At 65.6% G+C, this 25,098-nt stretch carries 21 protein-coding genes; 12 read left to right on the top strand and 9 right to left on the bottom strand.

The genetic code is table 11. The annotated features are described in order from the left end of the window. The first annotated feature begins 8 nt into the window (after nt 1-8). The 5 genes from BLW02_RS02250 (at nt 9) to BLW02_RS02225 (ending at nt 6,164) form a co-directional block, all read left to right on the top strand. Nucleotides 9-1,226: a formate dehydrogenase subunit gamma gene (locus BLW02_RS02250; protein WP_026434670.1), complete on the top strand. Its 1,218-nt coding sequence runs from the start codon at nt 9-11 to the stop codon at nt 1,224-1,226. A 2-nt stretch (nt 1,227-1,228) separates the two neighbouring features. Next, nucleotides 1,229-1,600, top strand: a complete 372-nt coding sequence (locus tag BLW02_RS02245) for a hypothetical protein (RefSeq protein WP_244273595.1) — start codon at nt 1,229-1,231, stop codon at nt 1,598-1,600. 63 nt (nt 1,601-1,663) lie between these two features. Further along, a complete protein-coding gene (locus BLW02_RS02240; RefSeq protein WP_092696819.1) occupies nt 1,664-2,524 on the top strand; it encodes a formate dehydrogenase accessory sulfurtransferase FdhD in 861 nt (286 codons plus the stop codon). A 39-nt stretch (nt 2,525-2,563) separates the two neighbouring features. Beyond that, complete coding sequence (locus BLW02_RS02235) at nt 2,564-5,083, top strand: ABC transporter permease (RefSeq protein ID WP_092696818.1); 2,520 nt, start codon at nt 2,564-2,566, stop codon at nt 5,081-5,083. A gap of 664 nt (nt 5,084-5,747) precedes the next feature. Then, nucleotides 5,748-6,164, top strand: a complete 417-nt coding sequence (locus BLW02_RS02225) for a group II truncated hemoglobin (RefSeq protein WP_026434666.1) — start codon at nt 5,748-5,750, stop codon at nt 6,162-6,164. Nucleotides 6,165-6,274: 110 nt separating this feature from the next. On the opposite strand, the gene BLW02_RS02220 is transcribed toward BLW02_RS02225, so the two are convergent. Then, complete coding sequence (locus BLW02_RS02220) at nt 6,275-7,255, bottom strand: Bug family tripartite tricarboxylate transporter substrate binding protein (RefSeq protein WP_026434665.1); 981 nt, start codon at nt 7,253-7,255, stop codon at nt 6,275-6,277. A 31-nt stretch (nt 7,256-7,286) separates the two neighbouring features. Continuing rightward, a complete protein-coding gene (locus tag BLW02_RS02215; RefSeq protein ID WP_034711470.1) occupies nt 7,287-7,943 on the bottom strand; it encodes an RraA family protein in 657 nt (218 codons plus the stop codon). Nucleotides 7,944-8,064: 121 nt separating this feature from the next. Between BLW02_RS02215 and BLW02_RS02210 the strand changes: the two genes are divergently transcribed. Beyond that, complete coding sequence (locus tag BLW02_RS02210) at nt 8,065-8,970, top strand: LysR family transcriptional regulator (protein ID WP_026434663.1); 906 nt, start codon at nt 8,065-8,067, stop codon at nt 8,968-8,970. A gap of 266 nt (nt 8,971-9,236) precedes the next feature. On the opposite strand, the gene ureG is transcribed toward BLW02_RS02210, so the two are convergent. From ureG to BLW02_RS02175, 7 genes are all read right to left on the bottom strand, one after another. Beyond that, nucleotides 9,237-9,911: an urease accessory protein UreG gene (gene ureG, locus BLW02_RS02205; protein WP_092696817.1), complete on the bottom strand. Its 675-nt coding sequence runs from the start codon at nt 9,909-9,911 to the stop codon at nt 9,237-9,239. Then, on the bottom strand, nt 9,908-10,618 hold the full coding sequence (locus tag BLW02_RS02200) for an urease accessory protein UreF (protein ID WP_092696816.1): 711 nt from the start codon (nt 10,616-10,618) through the stop codon (nt 9,908-9,910). The genes ureG and BLW02_RS02200 overlap by 4 nt, the downstream gene beginning before the upstream one ends. A gap of 17 nt (nt 10,619-10,635) precedes the next feature. Next, nucleotides 10,636-11,250, bottom strand: a complete 615-nt coding sequence (ureE, locus tag BLW02_RS02195; RefSeq protein ID WP_092696815.1) for an urease accessory protein UreE — start codon at nt 11,248-11,250, stop codon at nt 10,636-10,638. 10 nt (nt 11,251-11,260) lie between these two features. Continuing rightward, a complete protein-coding gene (gene ureC, locus BLW02_RS02190) occupies nt 11,261-12,979 on the bottom strand; it encodes an urease subunit alpha (protein WP_092696814.1) in 1,719 nt (572 codons plus the stop codon). A gap of 92 nt (nt 12,980-13,071) precedes the next feature. After that, a complete protein-coding gene (locus BLW02_RS02185; RefSeq protein ID WP_092696813.1) occupies nt 13,072-13,377 on the bottom strand; it encodes an urease subunit beta in 306 nt (101 codons plus the stop codon). A 22-nt stretch (nt 13,378-13,399) separates the two neighbouring features. Next, the gene (locus BLW02_RS02180) at nt 13,400-14,014 is read right to left on the bottom strand and encodes a HupE/UreJ family protein (protein WP_092696812.1); all 615 of its coding nucleotides are present in this window, start codon (nt 14,012-14,014) and stop codon (nt 13,400-13,402) included. Between the two features lie 36 nt (nt 14,015-14,050). Next, nucleotides 14,051-14,353, bottom strand: a complete 303-nt coding sequence (locus BLW02_RS02175) for an urease subunit gamma (RefSeq protein WP_026434656.1) — start codon at nt 14,351-14,353, stop codon at nt 14,051-14,053. A 314-nt stretch (nt 14,354-14,667) separates the two neighbouring features. Between BLW02_RS02175 and BLW02_RS02170 the strand changes: the two genes are divergently transcribed. From BLW02_RS02170 to urtD, 6 genes are all read left to right on the top strand, one after another. Next, nucleotides 14,668-18,261, top strand: coding sequence for a hybrid sensor histidine kinase/response regulator (locus BLW02_RS02170; RefSeq protein ID WP_092696811.1), 3,594 nt, complete (start codon nt 14,668-14,670; stop codon nt 18,259-18,261). A gap of 17 nt (nt 18,262-18,278) precedes the next feature. Continuing rightward, the gene (locus tag BLW02_RS02165; RefSeq protein WP_092696991.1) at nt 18,279-19,337 is read left to right on the top strand and encodes a response regulator; all 1,059 of its coding nucleotides are present in this window, start codon (nt 18,279-18,281) and stop codon (nt 19,335-19,337) included. Between the two features lie 159 nt (nt 19,338-19,496). Next, a complete protein-coding gene (gene urtA / locus BLW02_RS02160) occupies nt 19,497-20,759 on the top strand; it encodes an urea ABC transporter substrate-binding protein (protein WP_092696810.1) in 1,263 nt (420 codons plus the stop codon). Between the two features lie 155 nt (nt 20,760-20,914). Next, on the top strand, nt 20,915-22,495 hold the full coding sequence (urtB, locus tag BLW02_RS02155; protein WP_092696809.1) for an urea ABC transporter permease subunit UrtB: 1,581 nt from the start codon (nt 20,915-20,917) through the stop codon (nt 22,493-22,495). Nucleotides 22,496-22,515: 20 nt separating this feature from the next. Next, nucleotides 22,516-23,655 carry an urea ABC transporter permease subunit UrtC gene (gene urtC / locus BLW02_RS02150; protein WP_092696808.1) on the top strand — a complete coding sequence of 380 codons (1,140 nt, stop codon included), beginning with the start codon at nt 22,516-22,518 and terminating at the stop codon, nt 23,653-23,655. Further along, complete coding sequence (gene urtD, locus BLW02_RS02145) at nt 23,652-24,527, top strand: urea ABC transporter ATP-binding protein UrtD (protein WP_092696807.1); 876 nt, start codon at nt 23,652-23,654, stop codon at nt 24,525-24,527. Before urtC ends, urtD begins: the two co-directional genes overlap by 4 nt. Nucleotides 24,528-25,098: the final 571 nt, after the last annotated feature.

Genomic DNA, 25,098 nt, shown 5'->3' with positions numbered 1-25,098 from the left:
GGCCCACCATGAAACACATCATGTGGTCCCTGGCCTTGGCGGCGGGCCTGGCATGGGTGCCTGCCCATGCGCAGGCACCGGCTGCCGCCACGGATGCGTCCGCGGCTCCAGCTGCGGTGGCGCCCGCGCCTGCTGCAGCGCCCGGTGGCATTCAGAGCCAGAACATTTTTGAAATCAAGCCAGACGCCAGCGCCGACCCCCAATACGCCGATCAGACGAACGGCGAGCGCGCCAAGGTACAGCCTGGCAACAACGCCCCCATGTGGCGCCAGGTGGGGCAGGGTGTGACGGGCTACAGCAGCCTGCCCCGGACCCAGGCGCCCGAGGCCGGCAACCTGATCCAGCCGATGGTGGCATACCCCGGGGCCCGGGTGACCAACGCGGGTGAGGGCTGGCGCCAGGTGCGCAACCAGTGGATCATTCCCTACGGTGCTGCCTTGCTGGGTCTGGTGTTGCTGGCCTTGGCGATTTTCTATTTCACCAAGGGCCCCATGGGGCACGAGCACCCCGAATCAGACCGCCGGATCGAGCGTTTCACGCCTTTTGAGCGGGCAGCGCACTGGGCCAATGCCGGTGCCTTCATCGCGCTGGCGATTTCGGGCATCGTCATGGCGTTTGGCAAGTTCTTTCTGCTGCCGGTCATCGGCAGCACGCTGTTTGGCTGGCTGGCCTATGCGCTCAAGAACGTGCACAACTTCATGGGTCCGCTGTTTGCGGTTTCGCTGCTGGTCATCATCCTCACCTTCGTGAAGGACAACATCGCCAACCGCGCTGATTTCATCTGGCTCAGCAAGGGCGGCGGCCTGCTCGGTGGCGGTGACCACCAGGTGCCTTCACACCGCTTCAACGCGGGTGAAAAGGGCTTGTTCTGGTGGGGTATCACCATCCCCGGCATCTTCGTGGTGGCCACGGGGCTGGTGCTGGACAAGCTGATCCCCGGCTTTGGCGACGTGCGCAGTGACATGCAGATCGCCCACATGGTCCATGCCGTGCTGGCGATCTGGATGATGGCCTTGATCTGCGGTCACATCTACATGGGAACCGTCGGCATGCGGGGCGCCTACAAGGCCATGAAAACCGGCTATGTCAGCGAGGGCTGGGCCCGCGAGCACCACGAGCTCTGGGCCGATGATGTCCGTGCCGGCAAGATTCCAGCGCAGCGCAGCGGCGTTGCCGTACCCACCGAAAGTGCCGCCCGTGCGGCGCAGGCAGCGAGGCCTACATGAAAATGAGCATGCACCATTCCCTGCTGGCCTTCCTGGTGGCCGGCGCATCTTCCATGGCACTTGCCAAGCTGCCAGCGCCCACGCCTGAAGCACAGGCCAAGGCCGCCGAGACTGCTGCCAAGGCCGCCTGGAGCGGCAAGGTGGACAGCTACAAGCTCTGCCAGTCGCAGGACAAGGTGGCTGCGCACTACCGGCGCACGGCCAAGGATGCCAAGCCCGCCGTGGCCACCAGCGGGTGCACCGATCCGGGTCCTTTTGCCTACACCCCGCCGGCCGCCAAACCGCTCGAAGCTTCGGGTGCCCATTCGCCACCCGGTACCGCCAGCAGCCCGCCCAGCACGCTCATGCCTGCAGCGTCGGCGCCCAAGCCCTGAGTTCGTGTCGATATTCCCCCAGTCCTGCGACGGACTGGCGAGGAATGCGTGCACGCTGATCGCATGACTGACGTACCCGATCTTGCGGCCCCCGCCTTGCCGCGCCTGACCCAGGCACAAGCCCCCCTGACCCACGCCGTGGAGGTGGTGAACGAGCGCGGTGAACGCGAGCAGGTGCATATTCCCGCCGAACGCCCGTTGACCGTGTATGTGGACAAGCGCGAGCTCGTCACGCTGATGACACTGGGTGCGCTGCCCGAGCTGCTGGTGCTGGGCTACCTGCGCAACCAGCGGCTGGTGCAATCGGTGCACGACATCGAATCCATCACCGTCGACTGGGAGGTCAACGCTGCAGCCGTCAAGACCCGCAGCGGCATCGAGCGCATCGAAGAACGCACGGCGGCCAGGGTGATCACCACCGGCTGTGGGCAGGGCAGCGTGTTCGGTGGGCTGATGGACGAGGTGGACCGTATCGCGCTGCCGGCAGCGCAGCTCACGCAGGCGCAGCTTTACGGCATCGTCAACGCGATTCGCCTCAAGGAAAGCACCTACAAGTCCGCCGGCTCGGTGCATGGCTGCGCGCTGTTTCGCGGCGAGGAACTGCTCACGTTCGTGGAAGACGTGGGCCGGCACAACGCCATCGACACCATCGCCGGCTGGATGTGGATGCAGGCAGGCGACATGGCGGGCGGCGACAAGGTCTTCTACACCACGGGCCGGCTGACCAGCGAGATGGTCATCAAGTCGGCGCAGATGGGCGTGCCCATCGTGGTCTCGCGCAGCGGCATGACGCAGATGGGCCATGCCGTGGCGCAGCAGCTCGGCCTGTGCACCATTGGCCGCGCAACCAACCGGCGCTTCGTCTGCTACAGCGGTGCCGACCGCCTGCTGCTGCAAACCGAACTGGCTGCGGCAAATCCCTAAAGCCGCTTCGGCAGCGCAATTGCGCTAAGGTCCGCTCCCATGAATCTGTCCTTCTTTCGCCTGGGGCTGCGCACCCTGGCACGTGATCTGCGGGCCGGAGAGTTGCGCCTGCTCATGGTGGCCGTCACGCTGGCGGTGGCCGCGCTGACGTCGGTGGGCTTTTTTGCAGACCGGCTGCAGGGGGGGCTGGAGCGCGACGCCCTGCAGTTGCTGGGTGGCGATGCCGTGGTGGCCAGCGACAACCCCACGCCCCCCGCCTTTGCCGAGCGCGCCCGGGCGCTGGGCCTGCAGGCCGTGACGACCATGGGCTTTCCCACCATGGGCCGGGCCAGTGATCTGCAGGGTGGTGCCACCAAGCTGGTGGCCCTCAAGAGCGTGGCGCCGGGCTATCCCTTGCGCGGCAATCTGCAGGTGGCCGACTCGCCCGATGCCCTGGCAGAGGTCACCCGCGATGTTCCTGCGCCGGGCGAGGTCTGGGTCGATGCGCCCTTGCTGGAAGCGCTGAACCTCGCCATGGGCGACATGCTGCTGCTGGGCGATGCACAGCTGCGCATTGCGCGCATCATCGTGGTGGAGCCCGACCGGGGTGCCGGCTTCATGAGCTTTGCGCCGCGCGCCATGATCAACCAGGCCGACGTGCCGGCCACCGGACTGGTGCAGCCGGCCAGCCGCCTGACCTACCGTTTTGCCGTGGCCGGTTCGCCCGCTGCCGTCAAGGCCTTCAGCGAATGGGCTGCCGCCGAGGCAAAGAAACCCGAGGTGCACGGCGTGCGCGTGGAGTCGCTCGAAAGCGGCCGCCCCGAGATGCGCCAGACGCTGGACCGCGCCCAGAAGTTCCTCAACCTGGTGGCCCTGCTGGCGGCCCTGCTGTCGGCCGTGGCCGTGGCGCTGGCGGCCAGGGGCTTTGCGGCCGACCATCTCGATGCCTCGGCCATGCTGCGCGTGCTCGGCCAGAGCCAGCGCGCCATCGCAGGCGCCTACACCACCGAGTTCGCGCTGGTCGGGCTGTTTGCCAGTGCCCTGGGCGTGGCGCTCGGTTACCTGGTGCACAACGTTTTCGTGCTGCTGCTGGCAGGGCTGGTGGAGTCGGCTTTGCCCGCGCCCAGCCTGTGGCCCGTGGCGTTTGGCCTGGGCATGGGCCTGACGCTGCTGCTGGCCTTCGGTCTGCCGCCGGTGCTGCAACTGGCCCAGGTGCCGCCGCTGCGCGTGATCCGGCGCGACATGGGCGGGCTCAAGCCTGTATCGCTGGCGGTGCTGGCGGTGGGCGTGGCAGGTTTTGCGGCATTGCTGCTGGCCGTCAGCAGCGATCTGGTGCTGGGCCTGATTGCCGTGGGCGGCTTTGCCGGCGCCGTGGCGCTGTTTGCGCTGCTGAGCTGGGTGGCGGTGAAGCTGCTGCGCCAAAGCGTCAATGAATCCACCGCGCCGCGCTGGCTGGTGCTGGCGACGCGGCAGATCTCGGCCCGCCCAGGCTATGCAGTGGTGCAGGTCAGCAGCCTGGCCGTGGGGCTGCTGGCGCTGGTGCTGCTGGTGCTGCTGCGCACCGACCTGATTGCCAGCTGGCGCAAGGCCACACCGCCCGATGCGCCCAACCGCTTCGTCATCAACGTCATGCCCGATCAGGCTGAGGCCTTCCAGCAGGTGCTGAAAGACGCGGGTGTGGCCCGCTACGACTGGTACCCGATGATTCGCGGCCGCCTGCTGGCCGTGAACGGCCAGTCCGTGGGCCCCGACAGCTACACCGAAGAGCGCGCCAAGCGCCTGGTGGACCGCGAGTTCAACCTTTCCACCGCGGTTGACCAGCCCGGCCACAACCAGGTGGTGGCCGGCCAATGGACGCCCGGCGAAGAGGGTGCCATCAGCGTGGAAGAGGGCATTGCACAAACCCTGGGCCTGAAGCTGGGCGACCGCCTGCGGTTCGACATGGGCGGTGTGCAGAACGAAGCCCGCATCACCAGCCTGCGCAAGGTGGACTGGGGTTCCATGCGCGCCAATTTCTTCGTGATGTATCCCGTGGCCAGCCTCCAGGATGTGCCGGTGACCTATCTTGCCGCCTACCGCGCGCCCGACAAGGCGGGCTTCGACAACGCTCTGGTGCGGCAGTTTCCCAACATCACCAACGTGGACATGGGCGCCACCATTGCCCAGGTGCAGCGCGTGCTGGAACAGGTGATCCAGGCGGTGGAGTTCCTGTTCGCCTTCACGCTGGCGGCCGGTCTGGTGGTGCTGTTTGCCGCCGTCACGGCCACGCGCGAGGAGCGTGCGCGCGAATTCGCCATCATGCGCGCCGTCGGGGCCCGCGCCGGCCTGCTGCGCCAGGTGCAGCGCGCCGAGCTGATGGGCGTGGGCCTGCTGGCAGGTCTTCTGGCCAGTTGCGTGGCCGTGGCCGTGGGCTGGGCCCTGGCGCGCTATGTGTTCGATTTCGCCTGGACCGCCGCACCCTGGGTGCCACTGGCGGGGGCCTTGGTCGGTGCCGTGCTGGCGCTGGCGGCTGGCTGGTGGGGGCTGCGCGATGTGCTGCTGCGGCCCGTCGTGGATACCTTGCGCCGAGCTGCTGAATGACAGGCCGTGCGCGCAGCGTGTGAGCGGTGTGCCGCGAGTGTCCCGGGTTGGAAGTTCGTTGATGAAATAAAGATGTCGAAATCGCTGTCAGGCAAGGCGCAAACCGCAGCGATAGCTGTAGTTATCGCGAGGATTTGCAACGCAGCATGGCGGCGATTTCGGCATCTTTATGAAACGAATTTCCAACTCGGAACACCGGGTCAGCGGCGTCCGCCGCCATGATGGCCACGGCCCCCGGGAGGCCCACCCCGGCCACCGCCACTCCAATAGCCCAGGCCAAAGTTCCAGAAAACCGGCGGCCCCATGTACGCGGGGCCGTAGTAATGCGGGACTGGGTAGGTGGGTGGGGGCGCATAGAAGGCTTGGCCATAGGCGTCCGTGCCATAGTAGGAATAAGGGTCGGGGGCAGGAGCGTAGACTGCGCAGCCACCCACCGCAGACACTGCCAGCAGTGAAAACGCCAGGCGAGTCGCCGTTCTTTTCAGGTTTTGCCGCATGGTGGGGCCTTTCGGTGGTGTTCAGAATGGTGGTTAGAGCGCAGCTTTGGCTCCACAGTTCTGTGCCGAGGGCCTTGTCGCAGGGGGCGCTGTGTAAAGTCTGGCCCCTTTCTCAGCGACAGCGGAAAACCGCTGAGGTAATTTTTCGTAAGTCCTTTGCCATCCCGATGCCTACCAACGACAAACCACCCGTCAGCACGCCCGCCGACACCCCCTATGCCTGGATTGGCGGGGAAGAGCGCGTCCACGCCCTGGTCGAGCGTTTCTATGACCTCATGGACCTGGAGCCTGCATATGCCGAACTGCGCGCGGCCCACGGCAGTCATCTGGCCAGCGCAAGAGAGAAGCTATTCTGGTTTCTCTGCGGCTGGCTGGGTGGCCCGGACCACTACCAAAGCCGGTTTGGCCATCCGCGCCTGCGCATGCGCCACATGCCGTTTTCCATCGGCATCAAGGAGCGTGACCAGTGGGTCGCTTGCATGGACCAGGCCATGGGAGAAACCGGCGTGCCCGAAGCCCTGCGCGCCCGGCTGCGCGAGAGTTTCATGGGCACGGCCGACTGGATGCGCAACCGGGGCGCCTGAGTCCGCTGGCTTCGCTCTGCGGGTGTGCCGCCGTGCCGGCGGAGTCCCGCCATGTGCCCATTCAACTGCATCTGATTGGTACTGCGCAGCGCGCAACATGACCATGATGTCTATTCGATCGCTGCGCCGGAGTCCTCCACAATTTTCTTGTAGCGTTGGATTTCACTGTGCATGAACTTTCCAAACGCCTGCGGCGATTCAGGGCGCACCACTGCGCCGAAGTCAGAGAGGCGCTGCAGCACATCGGGGCGCCTGAGGATCGCGTTGATTTCGGTGTTGAGCCGCTGCACGATTTCTTCCGGCGTCCCCGCGGGAGCCATGACGCCATACCAGGCAGATGCGTAAAAGCCTCTGACACCCGCCTCGTCAAAGGTCGGGACGTTCTGCAGCGCCGGCAGGCGCTCCGATGCTGCAACAGCCAGGGCACGCAGGTTGCCTCCCTTGATATGTGGCATGGAGCCCGTGTCGATCATCAAATCGAGGTGTTTGGCGATAAGGTCCGAGGCAGCCGGACCCGAACCCTTATAAGGCACGTGGATCAGTTGCAGGCCGGTTGCCTTGACGAACATTGAGCCGGCCAGATGCTGCGATGAACCATTGCCCGCGGAACCATAAGTGATCTTGCCCGGCGATGCCTTGGCCGTGGCGATGATGTCCTGCACATTTTTGAACTGCGATTGCGCCGGCACGACGAGCACATTCGGCACCGTCGCAATGAACGCGACCGCAGAGAAGTCTTTGACTGGATCGAACGGCAGTCGCTTGTACAGACTGGGGTTGACAGCGTTGGTGCTGCTGGTGCCCATCAGCAGGGTGTAGCCATCGGCGTGCTCGCGTGTCACCGCGGCGGTACCAATGTTGCCGCCAGCACCGGGTTTGTTGTCCACTACGACCGGCTGGCCCAGTGACTGACTCAGGTGCTGGCCAATCGTGCGTGCAATCACATCCGTTGCGCCGCCAGGCGACCAGGGCACGACGATGCGGATCGGCCTATCGGGGTACGCTGCCGCAGCACCAAGCGAAAAGCCCGTGCCAGCGAACAAAGTGAGGGCCGCGGCAATGCAGCGGCGTGTCATGCGAAGGGTTTTCATGGTACGTCTCCTTGATGTGTATTGTTTGAACTCAAAGGCCTGCGGGGATGAGCACCTTGTCTAGCCATGACTGCTCGACCTTGCCCGTCGCGATCTCGCGTTTGACGGCTTCCTCGTGTGCAGCGGTCTTGCGTGCGGCCTCAATCAGCGCTGCGGCTTGTGATTGGCTGAAGGAGACGACGCCGTCTTCATCCCCCACGACCAGGTCTCCCGGATGAATGACCTGCCCCCCTACGGTTACCGGCACATTGAGCGCGCCGGGGCCCTGCTTGTAGGGACCACGGTGGCTGACGCCGCGGGCGTAGCAGGGAAAGTCGGCTTCAGCGAAGGCCGCGCTGTCGCGCACGGCGCCATCGATCACAAATCCACTGAAGCCGCGCTGCCGTGCATACAGCAGGATCAGCTCGCCGACCAGGGCGTTGGTGAGGTCCCCCCCGCCATCGACCACCAGCACATGCCCGGGCTGTCCGAGCGTGAGTGCCTTGTAGATCAGCAGGTTGTCGCCGGGGCGGACCTTCACGGTCACCGCCGTGCCGACGAGTTTGCGCTGGCGGTGGATGCGCCGCAGTCCGGTGACTCCACTCAAGCGTGCCAAGTTATCGCTGAGGTGCGAGACCACGATGCCGTGCAGCGCGGAGACGACATCGCTCGGAGCGGGAGTGGGAAAAGGGTTCTGTATTGCGTTCATGTTCAAAGCGGAGCAAACACTGTGAGGCCGATTCTTTCTGTAGATATGAATGAAAAAAAGCGATATTTAATTTATGATTAAAATCGCTTTTAGTTATCAAAAGAGAGGGTTTTCCCACACCATGTTCTCGTTCAAGCAGCTCGAAGCGATTTATTGGATCGATCGCGAAGGCAGTTTCGGCGCCGCCGCTCTACGCTTGCACACCAGCCAGGCTGCGGTCTCCAAGCGGGTCAAGGAACTGGAATCGCTGCTCGGCGACGAGTTGTTTGACCGCAGCCTGCGCCATGCACGGCTGACGGAGAAAGGCCAGCAGGTGCTGTTGACGGCGCAGCGGCTGCTTGCGCAGCGCGATGCAGCGCTAGAGAGCCTGGTCAACCCCGAAGCGATGGTGCGGCGTGTCCGCATCGGCATTACCGAGCTGGTCGCCATGACCTGGCTACCCCGCTTGTTGGGCCGCGTGCGCGCCATGTATCCGCAGGTGACGATCGAGCCGGACGTGGATTCAGCCACCCGGCTGCGCGACAAGCTGCAGGCCGACGCGCTCGATCTGGTGATCGTCCCCGATGCGTTCAGCCATGATCGCCTGGCTTCCAAGCGCTTGCAAAGCGCCAGATTCACCTGGATGTGCAAGCCAGGGTTGGTGCGCAAGCAAGGGCCGCTGAGCGTTCAGGAACTGGCGTCGCACACTTTGTTGATGCAGGGCGACACTTCGGGGCTCGGCGTCATCATGGACCACTGGCTGAACGAAAACCTGGTCGCACGTATCGAGCCCCCCATCATCACCAACAGCCTGCTGCCTCTGATCGGCCTGACCGTCGCGGGCATGGGCGTGAGCTACATGCCACTGGAGTGCTTGCAGCCACTGGTCGATGCGGGAGCTCTGCAAACGGTCGATATCGACGTGCCCAACCCTGAGGTGCCTTACGCCGCTGTCTATAAGCCACAGCGCAAGAGCATCCTGGTTTCCTCCATTTGCCTGTTGGCCCAGGAGTGCGGGAACTTCTCAAGGATGTTCGACGGGATATGAGGAGGCATCTATGCCAAGCCCGTGGGCGAACTGCGCAAAGCGCTAAGGCAATGTTGATCAGTAGCGTCAACCCATCGTACGAACGGTTTTGAAGAAGCCGGTTCTTGAGCTCCAACCGGTCAACGAGCCGCCCGCGCCCCCCGCCGCGCGGGCACCGTGGCGCCCGGTGCCGTCACGCAGGCCTCGCTGGTCGATCCGTTCGCCCGTCTGTCAATCGCTGGGCATGGCGCGGCATCGCGGCCATTTCCGCCTTTTTATGGAGTCTGTTATTGCGCTGCGGGTGCCGGTTTCTGCAGCATGCCCCGTGTTTCGATGAACTTCACCACGTCGGCCACGCCCGCCAGGGTTTTGAGGTTGGTCATCACAAAGGGCTTGAGACCTTGGGCGTTGGTGCGCATGCGCACGGTATCGGCGCGCATCACCTCCAGGTCGGCACCCACATGCGGGGCCAGGTCGGTCTTGTTGATGACGAACAGGTCGCTCTTGGTGATGCCGGGGCCGCCCTTGCGGGGGATTTTCTCGCCAGCGGCCACGTCGATGACGTAGATGGTCAGATCGCTCAGCTCGGGGCTGAAGGTGGCTGCCAGGTTGTCGCCGCCGCTTTCGACGAACACGATATCGGCGTTGGGGAACTCGCCCAGCATGCGGTCGATGGCTTCGAGGTTGATGGAGCAGTCTTCGCGGATGGCAGTATGGGGGCAGCCGCCGGTCTCCACGCCCAGGATGCGCTCGGCGGGCAGGGCGCCGCTCACCGTGAGCAGGCGCTGGTCTTCCTTGGTGTAGATGTCGTTGGTGATGGCGATGAGGTCGTAGTCATCGCGCATGGTCTTGCACAGCATTTCCAGCAGTGTGGTTTTGCCTGAGCCAACGGGGCCGCCAATGCCCACGCGCAGGGGGGGCAGGTTCTTGGTGCGGTTCGGGATGTGGTGCAGGGTGCTCATGATCGGAAGAGGCGGGAGTATTGGGTTTCGTGCTGGGCCGACAGGATGGCCAGCATGGGCGAGAAGGCCTGCCGTTCGCTGTCCATCAGGCCGATCGCATGGTCTGCGGCATCGGGGATGGCGTCAGCCAGCCGGGCCAGGATGCGCTGGCCCGCGCTTTGGCCCAGCTGCATGGATTTGAGTGCGGCCTGCACCATGTTCTCGGCCCAGCCAAAGGCGTAGGCCAGCAGCACTGCGCGCACGGGCGCCTGGGTGGTGGATGCGGCCAGCGCAAAAGCCACGGGGTAAGTGGGTGGAAGTGCCGCCAGGTGGCGCACGGCCGGCATCAGGGCTTCGTCGTCCTGGTGCTGGTTGCGCAGCCAGTCGGCCATCGACCGGCCCATTTGCTCTGTCTGCAAGCGCAGCTCGCTGGTCTCGCGGGTGTGTTGTACCCAGTCGTTGAGCGCTTGCACTTGGGTCATGTCCCCACGGCGCCAGGCGCCTACGGCCTTGGCGATCAGGGCCATGTCGCCGCGCGACTGGGTGATGTGCAACTGGTCGAGCAGCCAGTTGGCCACTGCGGCTTCGGTGGAAAGGTTTGCGTTTTCAATGGCGCTTTCCAGCCCTTCGGAATACGAGAACCCGCCCACGGGCAGCGCGGGGGAGGCGAGCCACATGAGCTGCAGCAGGCTGGCCGCGGGCAGGGGGGCGGTGCGGTCTGTACGCATGCAGGCGCTCCGCTGGCTCAGTGGTTGCAGTGCGGGCCATGCACATGGCCTGGTGCGACCACCGGAATGGCCACAGCGCGGACGCGAGTGGGTGCAGCTGCCGGCCCCTGCCCGTGCGAATGGCCGTGCCCATGGTCATGCCCGTGTTCACTGTGGGCGTGGTGCCCGCCGCCATGCCCCGCCGCATACGCACCGCCTTCGGGCTCAAACGGCAGCTGCTGTTCGTTCACGATCAGATGCATGGCGCGCAGCATCTCGGCCAGCACATGGTCGGGCTCGATCTTGAGGTGGTCGGGCTGCAGTTCGATGGGCACGTGGCGGTTGCCCAGGTGGTAGGCGGCGCGGGTCAGATCGAAAGGGGCGCCATGGTTGGCGCAGTGCGTGATGACCAGCACCGGCTGCGGCGCAGCCAGCACGCGCACCAGCGAGCCGTCTTCGGCCACCAGCACATCGCCGCCGCGCACCACGGTGCCGCGTGGCAAAAAGATGCCCAGTTCTCGGCCTGCCGAATCGGTGGCCGCAAAGCGGCTTTTCTGGCGAATGTCCCAGTCCAGATCGACCGTGGTGGCGCGCTTGAGCAAAACGGGAGCAAGGCCTTGGCCCTGGGGGATGAGTTTGGAGACCTGGATCATGGACGGAGCGTCAGAAAAGGAAATAGCGCTGCGCCATCGGCAACACCGTGGCGGGTTCGCAGGTGAGCAATTGTCCATCTGCGCGCACGGTGTAGGTCTGCGCGTCCACTTCCATCCGGGGCGTGTAGCTGTTGTGCACCATGTGCTGCTTGCGCACGCCGCGGATGTTGCGCACGGCTGATAGTCGCTTGGCCAGGCCAAAGCGCTCGCCAATGCCCGCGTTCAGGCCGGCTTGCGAGACAAAGGTCAGCGAGGTCCTGGCGATGGCACCACCAAAGGCGCCGAACATGGGCCGGTAGTGCACGGGCTGCGGCGTGGGAATGGAAGCGTTTGGGTCGCCCATCGCAGCCATCGCGATCAGGCCGCCTTTCAGTATGAGCGCGGGCTTGACGCCGAAGAACGCGGGCTTCCAGATCACGATGTCGGCCCACTTGCCGACCTCGATGGAGCCCACCTCGTGGCTGATGCCATGGGCAATCGCGGGGTTGATGGTGTATTTGGCCACGTAGCGCTTGATGCGCGTGTTGTCCTTTCGCGCGCTGTCGCCTTGCAGGCTGCCGCGCTGCAGCTTCATCTTGTGCGCGGTCTGCCAGGTGCGCAGGATGACTTCGCCCACACGGCCCATGGCCTGGCTGTCGCTGCTCATCATGCTGATGGCGCCCAGGTCGTGCAGGATGTCCTCGGCTGCAATGGTTTCCTTGCGGATGCGGCTTTCGGCAAAGGCCAGGTCTTCGGCAATGCTGGCGTCGAGGTGGTGGCACACCATGAGCATGTCCACATGCTCGTCCAGCGTGTTCTGGGTGTAGGGCATGGTGGGGTTGGTGGACGATGGCAGAAAGTTCGCCTCGCCCACCACGCGCAGGATGTCGGGCGCGTGCCCGCCGCCCGCACCTTCGGTGTGGAAGGCGCAGATGCCGCGCCCGCCCACGGCGGCGATGGTGTTCTCCACAAAGCCCGATTCGTTGAGCGTGTCGCTGTGGATGGCGACCTGCGTGTCGGTTTCCTCTGCCACATCCAGGCAGTTGCTGATGGCCGATGGGGTGGTGCCCCAGTCTTCGTGCAGCTTGAGGCCAATGGCGCCTGCGTTGATCTGTTCGTGCAGCGCATCGGGCAGGCTGGCGTTGCCCTTGCCGAGGAAGCCCAGGTTCATGGGGAAGGCATCGGCGGCCTGCAGCATGCGCTCCATGTTGAAGGGGCCGGATGTGCAGGTGGTGGCCAGCGTACCCGTGGCAGGGCCGGTGCCGCCGCCCAGCATGGTGGTCACGCCGCTGGCCAGGGCTTCTTCCACCTGCTGGGGGCAGATGAAGTGGATGTGGCTGTCGATGCCGCCCGCGGTGACGAGGTTGCCTTCGCAGCTGATGACCTCGGTGCCGGGGCCGATGATGATGTCCACGCCGGGTTGCGTGTCGGGGTTGCCCGCCTTGCCGATGGCGGCGATGCGGCCCGCGCGCAGGCCGATGTCGGCCTTGAAGATGCCGGTGTGGTCGACAACGAGCGCATTGGTCAGCACGGTATCCACAGCCCCCTGAGCGTTGCTGCGCTGCGATTGCGCCATGCCGTCGCGGATGGTTTTTCCGCCGCCAAACTTCACCTCTTCGCCGTAGCTGCCCGCGCGCAGGGTGTAGTCGGCCTCCACTTCGAGGAGGAGTTCGGTGTCGGCCAGGCGCACGCGGTCGCCCACGGTGGGGCCGAACATCTCGGCGTAGGCGCGTCGTCCAATGGTTGCCATGGGTGGGGTGCTCCGTGAGAACGGTTACTATGTTTTTGATAGCTTCTTGGGCAATGAATACCTGCGCTATCTGCCAATTTGGCTTGAAATTGCTACAGCGCGCCCTGCGTCAGGCCCTGGAAGCCGAACACCCGGCGCTCGCCCGCGTAGTCCACCAGCTCCACGGTGCGCTCCTGGCCGGGCTCAAAGCGCACGGCGGTGCCCGACGCAATGTTCAGCCGCATGCCGCGCGCGGCGGCACGGTCAAAGCCCAGGGCGTTGTTCGTTTCGGCAAAGTGGTAGTGCGAGCCGACCTGGATGGGCCGGTCGCCGGTGTTGCGCACCACCAGCGTCAGGGTGCGGCGGCCGGTGTTGAGCAGGTGTTCGCCGGGTTCGGTGAAAAGTTCGCCGGGGATCATGAAGGCTCCTTCGAGGGAATGCTCAGGCCATTTGCGCCAGCAGCGCGCCACCCAGCATGGCCACGCTGGCACCTGCGGCGCGGGCCAGCCACACATGGCAGTGGCGCAGAGCCCAGCCAGCCGCCAGGCCCGCGCTGTGCAGCAGCACGGTGGCCGTCAGCATGCCTGCCAGGGTCAACCAGGCGCTGTCGCTGCCTGCCAGCTCGTAGCCGTGGGCCACTCCGTGGGAGACGGCGAACACGCCCACACCCAGCGCCGCCACCAGCCCGGGCACACGCAGGCGCGACACGACCAGCAGGCCCGTGACCAGCAGCGACGCCGCAATCATCGGCTCCACCGCTGGCAGCGCCACGCCCTGCAGGCCCAGCACGGCGCCCACCAGCAACATGGCGGCAAAGCCCACGGGGCCCCACAGCAGATCGCGCCCGGCGCTGCGCGCGGCCAGGGCGCTCCACAGGCCCACTGCGACCATGGCGGCCAGGTGGTCCAGCCCGAACAGGGGGTGGGCCAAGCCGCTCAGAAAGCTGTTGTGGATGTGGGATTCAGCACTGGTATGGGCGTTGGCGCTGTTACCGATTGCGCTGGCAGCTATGAAAAGAAGAGCGGCTGTGTGGCGGTGTGAGAGGGCGATGCGCATGGGTGCTCCACGGAGAGAAGAGGGGAATAGAAGGGATCAGACGATCGGCTGGTGCACCGTCACGAGCTTGGTGCCATCGGGGAAGGTGGCCTCCACCTGGATGTCCGGAATCATCTCGGGGATGCCTTCCATCACGTCCGCGCGGGTCAGCACGGTGCGGCCTGCGCTCATGAGCTGCGCCACGGTCTTGCCGTCGCGCGCGCCTTCCATCACGGCGGCGCTGATCAGGGCCACGGCCTCGGGGTAGTTGAGCTTCAGCCCCCGGGCCTTGCGGCGCTCGGCCAGCAGGGCGGCGGTGAAGATCAAGAGCTTGTCTTTTTCTCTGGGAGTGAGTTCCATGGTGTACCGGGTGATCTGGTGGAAGCGAGCCCATCATAGGTAGCAAGCCCCGTGCCCGCCATACGCCAGAGGGCGAAGGTGGGGATGACCTGCATAACTCCCTGCGGTCGGTGATAGCGCGGTCTCGGGCGGTCCACTGTGTTGCTTTTTTGGCCAATAGGCCCGCTATTGGCTGCAAAAAGACGCCTTGTGCCCCATCCCGATCCGCACTACCACCGCCTCGCGAGGGTTATGCAGGTCATCCCTGGGCTGGTCGTGCAGCCGGCCCGTGGCATGGAAACTGCACTTGCAAGGGCTGCCGCTGCCCTTCGCCCATGCCCTCCTCCACCGCCTCCCTTGCCCCGCCCGACGCCACTTCGGCCCCTGCACTGGGGCCGGACGCCGACGCGCAGGCGCCCCAGCAGGTGGTCAAGGTCCGGCGCGACTACAACAGCTGGGTGGCCACCGAGACCATGGAGGACTACGCGCTGCGCTACACGCCCCAGCGCTTTCGCAGGTGGTCCGAATGGCGCGTGGCCAACACGGCGTTCGGCGCCGCGTCGTTTTTGATCCTGGAGGCCGTGGGCGCCACGCTGCTGGTGCAGTACGGTTTCATCAATGCCTTCTGGGCCATCGTGGCCACGGGGCTCATCATCTTCCTGGCGGGCCTGCCCATCAGCATTTACGCCGCGCGCTATGGCGTGGACATGGATCTGCTCACGCGCGGCGCGGGTTTTGGCTACATCGGCTCCACGCTCACCTCGCTCATCTACGCCAGCTTCACCTTCATCTTCTTTGCGCTGGAGGCCGCCGTCATGGCCTACGCGCTGGAACTGGCGCTCGACATCCCGCCCACCTGGGGCTACCTGATCTGCGCCGTGGTGGTGATTCCGCTGGTCACGCACGGGGTATCCGTCATCAGCCGCCTGCAGGTGTGGACGCAGCCGCTGTGGCTGGTGATGCTGGTGGTGCCGTTTGTGTATGTGCTGGTGCGCGATCCTGGTGCATTTGTGGGGGTCGTGCACTACGGTGGGGAGTCAGGGCGCAATGCAAGTTTTCAGCTGCCCGTGTTTGGTGCGGCACTCACCGTCGGTATTGCGCTCATCACCCAGATGGGGGAACAGGCCGACTACCTGCGCTTCATGCCCGCCCGCACCGCCAGCACGCGCGGGCGCTGGTGGCTGGGCGTGCTGGTGGGCGGGCCGGGCTGGGTGGTGCTGGGCGTGCTCAAGATGCTGGGCGGGGCGCTGCTCGCCTACCTGGCACTCACCCACATGGTGCCTGCCGACCGCGCGGTGGACCCCAACCAGATGTACCTGGCCGCGTATGAATATGTGTTCCCCCACTACGGCTGGGCGGTGGCGGCCACGGCCTTGTTTGTGGTGATCTCTCAGCTCAAGATCAACGTGACCAACGCCTACGCGGGCTCGCTGGCTTGGTCCAACTTCTTCTCGCGCCTCACGCACAGCCACCCGGGGCGCGTGGTGTGGGTAGTGTTCAACACGCTGATCGCCTTCATGCTGATGGAGATGAATGTGTTCCGCGCCATGGGCGAGGTGCTGGGGCTGTACTCCAACATCGCCATCGCCTGGATCATGGCCGTGGTGGCCGACCTCGTCATCAACAAGCCGCTGGGCCTGTCGCCCAAGGGCATCGAGTTCAAGCGCGCGCACCTGTACGACATCAACCCGGTGGGCGTGGGCGCGATGGCGCTGGCGTCCCTCCTGTCCATCAGTGCGCACCTGGGCCTGTTCGGCCCGCTGCCACAGGCTTTCTCGGCCGTGATCGCCATGGCCGTGGCGTTTGTGGCCGCGCCGCTCATTGCCTGGACCACACGCGGCCGTTACTACATCGCGCGGCAGAGCGCACCCGTGGCCATGCCCATGGTGGGCCCCGTGCCGGGTACTCGGGCCGCCGACCTGGGGACTTTCCAGCGCCTGACCGTGCAGCGCTGCGTGATCTGCGAGCGCGAGTATGAAGCCCCCGACATGGCCCAGTGCCCCGCCTACCGAGGCGCCATCTGCTCCCTGTGCTGCACGCTCGATGTGCGCTGTGGCGACCTGTGCAAGCCGCATGCGAGCATGGCGGTGCAGTGGTCCGCCGCCCTGCGCTGGGTGTTGCCGCGCGCCATGTGGCGCTACCTGGACACGGGCCTGGGCCACTTCCTGCTGCTGATGCTGGTGATCGCACCGCTGCTGGCGTCGGTGATGGGCATGCTGTACCACCAGGAGCTCAACACCCTCGCACAGGCGGCGACCCATACCGAAGTGCTGGCTGCGCCCGAGGTCGCCTTGCGCTCCGGCCTGCTCAAGGCTTACCTCGCGCTGCTGGTCATCTCGGGCATCGTGGCCTGGTGGCTGGTGCTGGCGCACAAAAGCCGCCAGGTGGCGCAGGAGGAGTCGAATCGCCAGACGGGCCTGCTGGTGCGCGAAATCGAGCTGCACCGCCAGACCGACGAGGCGCTGCAGACCGCGCGCAGCGTGGCCGAGCAGGCGCAGCAGGCCGCGGAGCAGGCCAACCATGCCAAGAGCCGCTATATCAGTGCCATCAGCCACGAGATCCGCACGCCGCTCAACTCCATCCTGGGCTACGCCCAGCTCATGGGTGAGGACGCGGGCGTGCCGCCGCACCGCAAGCAGGCCGTGCATGTGATCCGCCGGGGCGGCGAGCATTTGCTGTCGCTCATCGAAGGCACGCTGGACATTGCGCGCATTGAATCCGGCAAGCTCACGCTGGATGTGGCGCCCATGCGCTTTGCCGACGGCCTGCACGAAATGGCTGCGCTGTTCGAGCTGCAGGCCGCCGCCAAGGGCCTGGCGTTCACGTTCGATGTGCAAGGGGTGATTCCGGAGGTGGTACGCGCCGACGACAAGCGCCTGCGCCAGATCCTCATCAACCTGCTGGGCAACGCGGTCAAGTTCACCGCGCAGGGCACCGTCACGCTGCGCGTGCGCTATGCGCGCGAGATGGCGCGCATCGAGGTGCAGGACACCGGGCCGGGCCTCACGGCCGAAGAGATCGAGCGCATCTTCGAGCCCTTTGCGCGCGGCGGATCGGGCGGCGGCAGCACCGCCGCCGCGCCGGGTGCGGGGCTGGGCCTGACCATTGCCAAGATGCTCACCGCGCTCATGGGCGGCGAGCTGACAGTGAGCAGCACCCCGGGTGTGGGTTCGGTGTTCCACGCCAAGCTGTTCCTGCCCGAGGTGCATGGGGATGCCCTGGGCAAGGCGGCAGCGCCTTCGGCTGTGCAAGCCCATCGTGCCCGCTGGGGTTATGCGGGCGAGCGCCGCCGCATCCTGGTCGTGGACAACGAGGAGCCCGACCGCGAGTTGCTGGTGCAGCTGCTCGAACCCCTGGGCTTCGAACTGCGCCAGGCCGCCAGCGGCCACGATGCATTGGACCTGCTGGCCACCGGCTACCGCCCGCACGCGATCTTCATGGACCTGGCCATGCCGGGCATTGACGGGTGGGAGACCTTGCGGCGGGTGCGGCAGATGCACCTGGCCAATGTGCAATGCGCCATCGTCTCAGCCAATGCCTTTGACAAAGCGCTGGACAACGATGTGGACATACGCCCGGAGGACTTCATCGTCAAGCCCGTGCGCCACACCGAGCTGCTGGACTGGCTGGAGCGCCGCCTGGGGCTGCAGTGGTTGTACGAGGGCGATGCGCTGGCACAGACCACGGCACCGCCGCCACCGTACCCGGCACCCGCCACGGCAGCGCCACTGAGCTACCCCGACGCTACCGCCCTCGCCGCGTTGGCCCAGGCCGTGGCGCTGGGCTACTACCGGGGCATTCTGAACACCCTGGACGAGATCGAGCGCAGCCAGCCCGCGCACCAGGCGTTTGTCCACACCATGCGCCAGATGGCGCGCGAATTCCAGTTCGACGCCATGGGCCAGATCCTGGAGCGGGCCCCCTCGTGACCATGCCTACCACCCCCATGACTGAGACGTCGCCACCTTCCACCTCCGCGCCGGCCGCGCTGGACCGCAGCGACAGCGACGTGGTCCTGATCGTGGACGACGTGCCCGACAATCTGGTCGTGCTGCACGACGCGCTCGATGAATCCGGCTACACCGTGCTGGTGGCCACGCACGGTGAAGCCGCATTGCAGCGCGCTGCGCAGGCCCTGCCGGACATCGTGCTGCTCGACGCCATGATGCCCGGCATGGACGGCTTTGAAGTGGCGCGGCGCCTGAAGGCCTCGCCCGCCACCGCGCATATCCCCATCATCTTCATGACCGGCCTGACCGAGACCGAGCACCTGGTGGCCGCGCTGGAGGCGGGCGGCGTGGACTACGTCACCAAGCCCCTCAAGCCGCGCGAGGTGATGGCCCGCATGGGCGTGCACCTGGGCGCGGCCCGCAAGGCCCGGCAGGACGCCCGCCAGGCGCGCGAGGCGCGCAACGCGCTCGATGCCTTTGGCTACGCCAGCATCACCGTGCGCGCCGCGGACGGGCGCATCGTGTGGCAGACCCCGCTGGCGCGCGAGCTGCTGCAAAGCTACTTTGGCGAGGTAGGCCCCGATGGCGCACCCACCCCGTTTGGCCAATGGGCGCCCGAGCCCGTGCAGGCCTGGCTGCGCCGCCATGTGCTGGCCGACAACGCGGCCGAGCGGCTGGAGGCTTCGCTGGCCGAGCCGCCGCGCCTGGCGGTGGAGCAGGGCGCACGCAGGCTCACCTTCCGGCTGCACCAGCAGGCGGGCGACAGCGCGGGCGGCGGCGACTGGCTCATCGTGATGCGCGAGGTGTCCGACGCCAAGATCATCGAATCCATGAGCCTGTCCTTCAAGCTCACCGCACGCGAGGCCGAGGTGCTGTACTGGGTGCTCAAGGGCAAGATCAACCGCGACATCGGCGACATCCTGGGGGCCAGCCCGGCCACGGTGAAGAAGCACCTGGAGCGCGTGTTCGCCAAGCTCGGCGTGGAAACACGCACGGCCGCAGCCGCCATGGCCATGAACCGCATCCGCCAGTTGCACCCGCAGTTCGAGGGCTGAGCGCGGACGGAACCCGTGCGGTGTACGCCACCCGGCGTATTTCCCAAGCCGGCCGCGCTCTCCAGAATCCATTCCATCGCCCGATCACACATGGCACCCCACCGGGGCCACCGTGTGAAGCGGTTCGATGGATTGCAACCACCCACTGGAGAAGCACACATGCAACGTCGTCATTCCCTCAAGGCCCTCGCGGCCGCCGCTGCGCTCGCTGGCCTGTCTGCACTGCCAGCCCACGCCCAGGACACGATCAAGGTCGGCATCCTGCACAGCCTGTCGGGCACCATGGCCATCTCCGAAACGGTGCTGAAAGACACCGTGCTCATGGCCATCGACGAGATCAACGCCAAGGGTGGCGTGCTGGGCAAGAAGCTGGAACCCGTGGTGGTGGACCCGGCCTCCAACTGGCCCCTGTTCGCCGAAAAGACCAAGCAGCTGCTGGGCCAGGACAAGGTCTCGGTCATCTTCGGCTGCTGGACCTCGGTGTCGCGCAAGTCGGTGCTGCCCGTGGTGGAAGAAATGAACGGCCTGCTGTTCTACCCCGTGCAGTACGAAGGTGAAGAACTGTCCAAGAACGTGTTCTACACCGGCGCCGCGCCCAACCAGCAAGCCATCCCTGCGGTGGACTACCTGATGAGCAAGGACGGCGGCGCTGCCCGCCGCTGGGTGCTGCTGGGCACCGACTATGTGTACCCCCGCACCACCAACAAGATCCTGCGCGCCTACCTCAAGTCCAAGGGCGTGAAGGATGCCGACATCGACGAGAAGTACACGCCGTTTGGTCACAGCGACTACCAGACCATCGTGGCCGACATCAAGAAGTTCAGCCAGGGGGGCAAGACGGCCGTGGTCTCCACCATCAATGGTGACTCCAACGTGCCTTTCTACAAGGAACTGGGCAACGCCGGCCTGAAGGCCAAGGACGTGCCTGTGGTGGCCTTCTCGGTGGGTGAAGAGGAACTGCGCGGCGTGGACACCAAGCCGCTGGTGGGCCACCTGGCCGCCTGGAACTACTTCCAGTCCATCAAGAGCCCTGAGAACACCGCCTTCATCAAGAAGTGGAGCGACTACGCCAAGGCCAAGGGCATTGCCGGCCACAAGGACAAGCCACTCACCAACGACCCGATGGAAGCCACCTACATCGGCGTGAACATGTGGAAGCAGGCCGTGGAAAAGGCCAAGAGCACCGACGTGGACAAGGTGATCGCCGCCATGGCCGGCCAGACCTTCAAGGCACCGTCGGGCATCGTGAGCAAGATGGACGAGAAGAACCACCACCTGCACAAGAGCGTGTTCATCGGCGAGATCAAGGCCGACGGCCAGTTCAACGTGGTGTGGAAGACCCCTGGCCCTGTGAAGGCCAAGCCGTGGAGCCCGTACATCGAAGGCAACGACAAGAAGAAGGACGAGCCGGAGAAGAAGTGATCTCCCCCTGAGCGGCTACGCCGCTTCCCCCTCTCTCACGCTGCGCGTGGGAGGGGGACGCCCCCAGCGCGGCGGGGCGGCCCTTGCGCGGGGGCGCTGGCATGGGCTGTGCTCACCGCAGAGGCTGGTCGTTTATTTCACCCACTGGCCCTTCCATGTTTTTCTCATTTTTTTCCCGTCTGATCGTCTGCGTTCTGTTGTGTGCCACTGTGCAGGCCCACGCACTCACTGCCGAGCAGGCCCTGGCCATGGCCGCAGGCGAAACCGACGACCGCGTGGCCGCTGTGCAGCAGGCCGTGGCGGAGCCCAGCGAGCGCACCGCCGCCTTCCTGCGGGCGCTGGCCGATGATGCAGTGAAGGTCGCCGGGGGGAAGGCCCTGATCGTGCAGGGCGACAAGGGCATCGACCCCGTCACCGGTGCCGAGGTGCCCGTGCCCGCGGACGCCGAGGACATCATCAACAACAACCGCATGCGCGGTGAGATCGACACGGCCCTGGCGGGCCTGGCGCTGTTTGGCAAGGACGAAGCCCAGCGCATGGCCGCAGCCAAGGCGCTGACCAAGGAGCCTGACGCAGGCCGTCTGCCTTTGCTGGACAAAGCCCTGGCGCAGGAAAGCAACGACAAGATCAAGGTCCAGCTGGAGCTCGCCCGCGCCGCCACCTTGCTGGGCAGCGACGATGCCGCGCAGCGCATGGCTGCCGCGCAGGCCCTGTCGGCCAGCGCCACGCCCGACACGCGCCTGCTGCTGAACGAGCGCGTGGCGGTCGAAGAAGACGCCAAGGTCAAGTCAGCCCTGCAGGCCGCGCTGCGCACCCTGGACGAAAAACTGGCTTGGGGCGAACGCCTGGGCGCAGCGTTCTCGGGCATCAGCCTGGGCTCCATCCTGCTGCTCGTCGCCTTGGGCCTGGCCATCACTTACGGCCTCATGGGCGTGATCAACATGGCCCATGGCGAGCTGATGATGATCGGCGCTTACGCCACCTACGTGGTGCAGGGCATCTTCCAGAAGCATTTTCCGGGCGCGTTCGACTGGTACCTGGTCGCCGCGCTGCCGCTGGCGTTTGGCGCATCCGCCGCCGTGGGCGCGGTGCTGGAGCGGGGTGTGCTCCGCTTCCTGTACGGCCGCCCGCTGGAGACGCTGCTGGCTACCTGGGGTATCAGCCTGGTGCTGATGCAGCTGGTGCGCACGATTTTTGGCGCGCAGAACGTGGGCGTGGAAAACCCCGCGTGGATGAGCGGCGGCGTGCAGGTGCTCTCCAACCTCACGCTGCCCTACAACCGGCTGGTCATCATCGGCTTTGCCATCGCAGTGCTGCTGGGCATGGGCTACCTGATCGGCCGCACACGCCTGGGCCTGTTCGTGCGCGGCGTCACGCAAAACCGCCCCATTGCCTCGTGCATGGGCGTGAACACCGCGCGCATCGACACCATGGCCTTTGCGCTGGGCTCGGGCATTGCGGGCCTGGCCGGTTGTGCGCTGAGCCAGGTGGGCAATGTGGGGCCGGACCTGGGCCAGAGCTACATCGTCGATGCCTTCATGGTGGTGGTGCTGGGCGGTGTTGGGCAGCTCGCGGGCACCGTGTATGCCGCGCTGGGTCTGGGCATCCTGAACAAGTTCCTCGAAGGCTGGGCGGGCGCGGTGCTGGCCAAGATTGCGGTGCTGGTGTTCATCATCATCTTCATCCAGAAGCGGCCCCAGGGCATCTTCGCGGTCAAAGGGCGTACGGCCGACTGAAGCACCAGAGAAGACAGATCATGACTACGCCAACCTCTCCCAACCTCCAACTGCCCGCACCCCCGCCGCTGCTCACGCGCGGTGGCTGGTCAGCCTTCATCGTGGCGCTCATCGTGGTGTGCGCCGTCGCACCCGTGCTCAACCTGTGGGTGCCCGCAGGCAGCCTGTTCCACCTGTCGGACTACGCCGTGGCGCTGCTCGGCAAGATCATGTGCTACGCCATCTGCGCGCTGGCCATGGACCTGATCTGGGGCTACACCGGCATCCTGAGCCTGGGCCACGGCCTGTTCTTTGCGCTGGGTGGCTACGTGATGGGCATGTACCTCATGCGCCAGATCGGCCGCGACGGCAACTACCAGAGCGACCTGCCCGACTTCATGGTCTTCCTCGACTGGAAGGAGTTGCCCTGGCACTGGGCGCTGTCCGACAGCTTTGTGGCCACGCTGGTCCTCATCGTGGCCGTGCCGGGCGTGATTGCATTTGTGTTCGGCTACTTTGCCTTCCGCTCGCGCATCAAGGGTGTGTACTTCTCCATCATCACGCAGGCCATGACGTACGCGGCCATGCTGCTGTTCTTTCGCAACGAAACCGGCTTTGGCGGCAACAACGGCTTTACCGACTTCAAGCGCATCCTGGGCATGCCCATCGCCACGCCGACCATGCGCATGCTGCTCTTCGTGCTGACAGGTGTCACGCTGCTGGGTTTCTTTTTGCTGGCGCGCTGGCTGGTGCGCAGCAAGTTCGGCCGCGTGCTGCAGGCGGTGCGCGACGCCGAGAGCCGCGTCATGTTCTCGGGCTATTCGCCGCTGCCCTACAAGCTCACCATCTGGACCATCAGCGCCATGATGTGCGGCGTGGCAGGCGCGCTGTATGTGCCCCAGGTCGGCATCATCAACCCCGGTGAGATGAGCGCCGCCAACTCCATCGAGATAGCGGTGTGGGCAGCCGTGGGCGGCCGCTCCACGCTGATCGGGCCCATCGTGGGGGCCTTCATCGTCAACGGTGCCAAGAGCTGGCTCACGGTGACGGCGCCCGAGTTCTGGCTGTACTTTCTGGGTGCGCTGTTCATTGCCGTGACGCTGTTCCTGCCCGATGGCGTGGTGGGGCTGGTCAAGAAGCTCAAAGCAAAACTGACAACCACGAAGGGAGCTGCGCAATGACGCCCGATCTGATGGAAGAAGGCGCGCGGAGGCTGCAGAAGACGCTGGCGCCCGCTGCGCTGGGCCAGACCGAGTCGGGTGGCCGCGCGGCAGGCTTCTCGCGCGTGGCGGTGCCGGGCGAGGTGGATGTGACCCACGGCCGCATCCTGTACCTGGAAGATGTGCACGTGAGCTTTGACGGCTTCAAGGCCATCAATGGCCTGAGCCTGGACATCGCCCCGGGCGAGCTGCGCTGCATCATCGGCCCCAACGGCGCGGGCAAGACGACGATGATGGACATCATCACCGGCAAGACGCGGCCCGACAAAGGCACGGTGTTCTTCGGCTCCACCATCGACCTGCTGCGCCACAACGAGCCCGAGATCGCCAGCTTAGGGATAGGCCGCAAGTTCCAGAAGCCCACGGTGTTCGAGCAGCTCAGCGTGTTCGAGAACCTGGAACTGGCGCTCAAGACCCACAAGGGCGTGAAGTCCAGCATGTTCTTCCGGCTCGACTCCGCGCAGTCGGACCGCCTGGCCGAGATCCTGCACACCATCCACCTGGCGGGCAGTGTGACGCGCCAGTCCGGCAACCTGAGCCACGGGCAAAAGCAGTGGCTCGAGATTGGCATGCTGCTGATGCAGGACCCGAAGTTGCTGCTGCTGGACGAGCCGGTGGCGGGCATGACGGATGAAGAAACAGCCCGCACGGCAGAGCTTTTTCTGACTTTGAAGGGAAAGCATTCGTTGATGGTGGTGGAGCACGACATGGGCTTTATCCGCACGATTTCGGAGAAGGTGACGGTGTTGTGCGATGGATCAGTGTTGGCGGAGGGAACGCTCGATCAGGTGCAGGCGGATGAGCGGGTGATTGAGGTTTATCTGGGGCGGTGATCGTGTTTTGCCACTTCTTCGTCTCCGCTGGCCTGGCTGTCCTCGATCCGTTCGGGCTGAGCTTGTCGAAGCCTGGGGGCCGTTCTCGATTCGTTCGGGCTGAGCTTGTCGGAGCTGTTGCTTGCTGGCTTGGAGGGCATGCTGGTGTTGAGGGCGGAGGCCGGGAGTCGCCCGGCGTGCGAGTAACTTTCTTTTGCTTCGCCAAAAGAAAGTCACCAAAGAAAAGGCGACCCCCAGTCTGCGACCCCCACGCGGGGCGTGGGGGCAAACCTGCGTCGGTGCGGTTGCGGGGTGCGCCGTGGAACTCGCTTTGCGCTGTGCGCGCCGCTCGGACAGCCACGGCGAGTCAGAGCACGAAGCATGGGCGCTTCGACGTCCATGCCACCCCGCAACCGCCCTGCCGCAGGCGCAGCCAGAGGGGATGGTCAGCCAAACAGCCACACGGGCCATCGCTGCTCTCGGCCTGGCTTTCGCAGCGGAAGGCGCTTGCGCCCGCGAGACGGGGCCGAGCGCAGCGATGGCCCGTGTGGATGTCCGCTCCCCGGGGTCCCTTCTGTGCGTGCCGAGAAGC

Origin of the sequence: Acidovorax soli (assembly GCF_900107605.1) — a bacterium.
GTDB lineage: Bacteria > Pseudomonadota > Gammaproteobacteria > Burkholderiales > Burkholderiaceae_C > Acidovorax > Acidovorax soli.
This window is presented reverse-complemented; position numbering and strand designations above follow the sequence as displayed.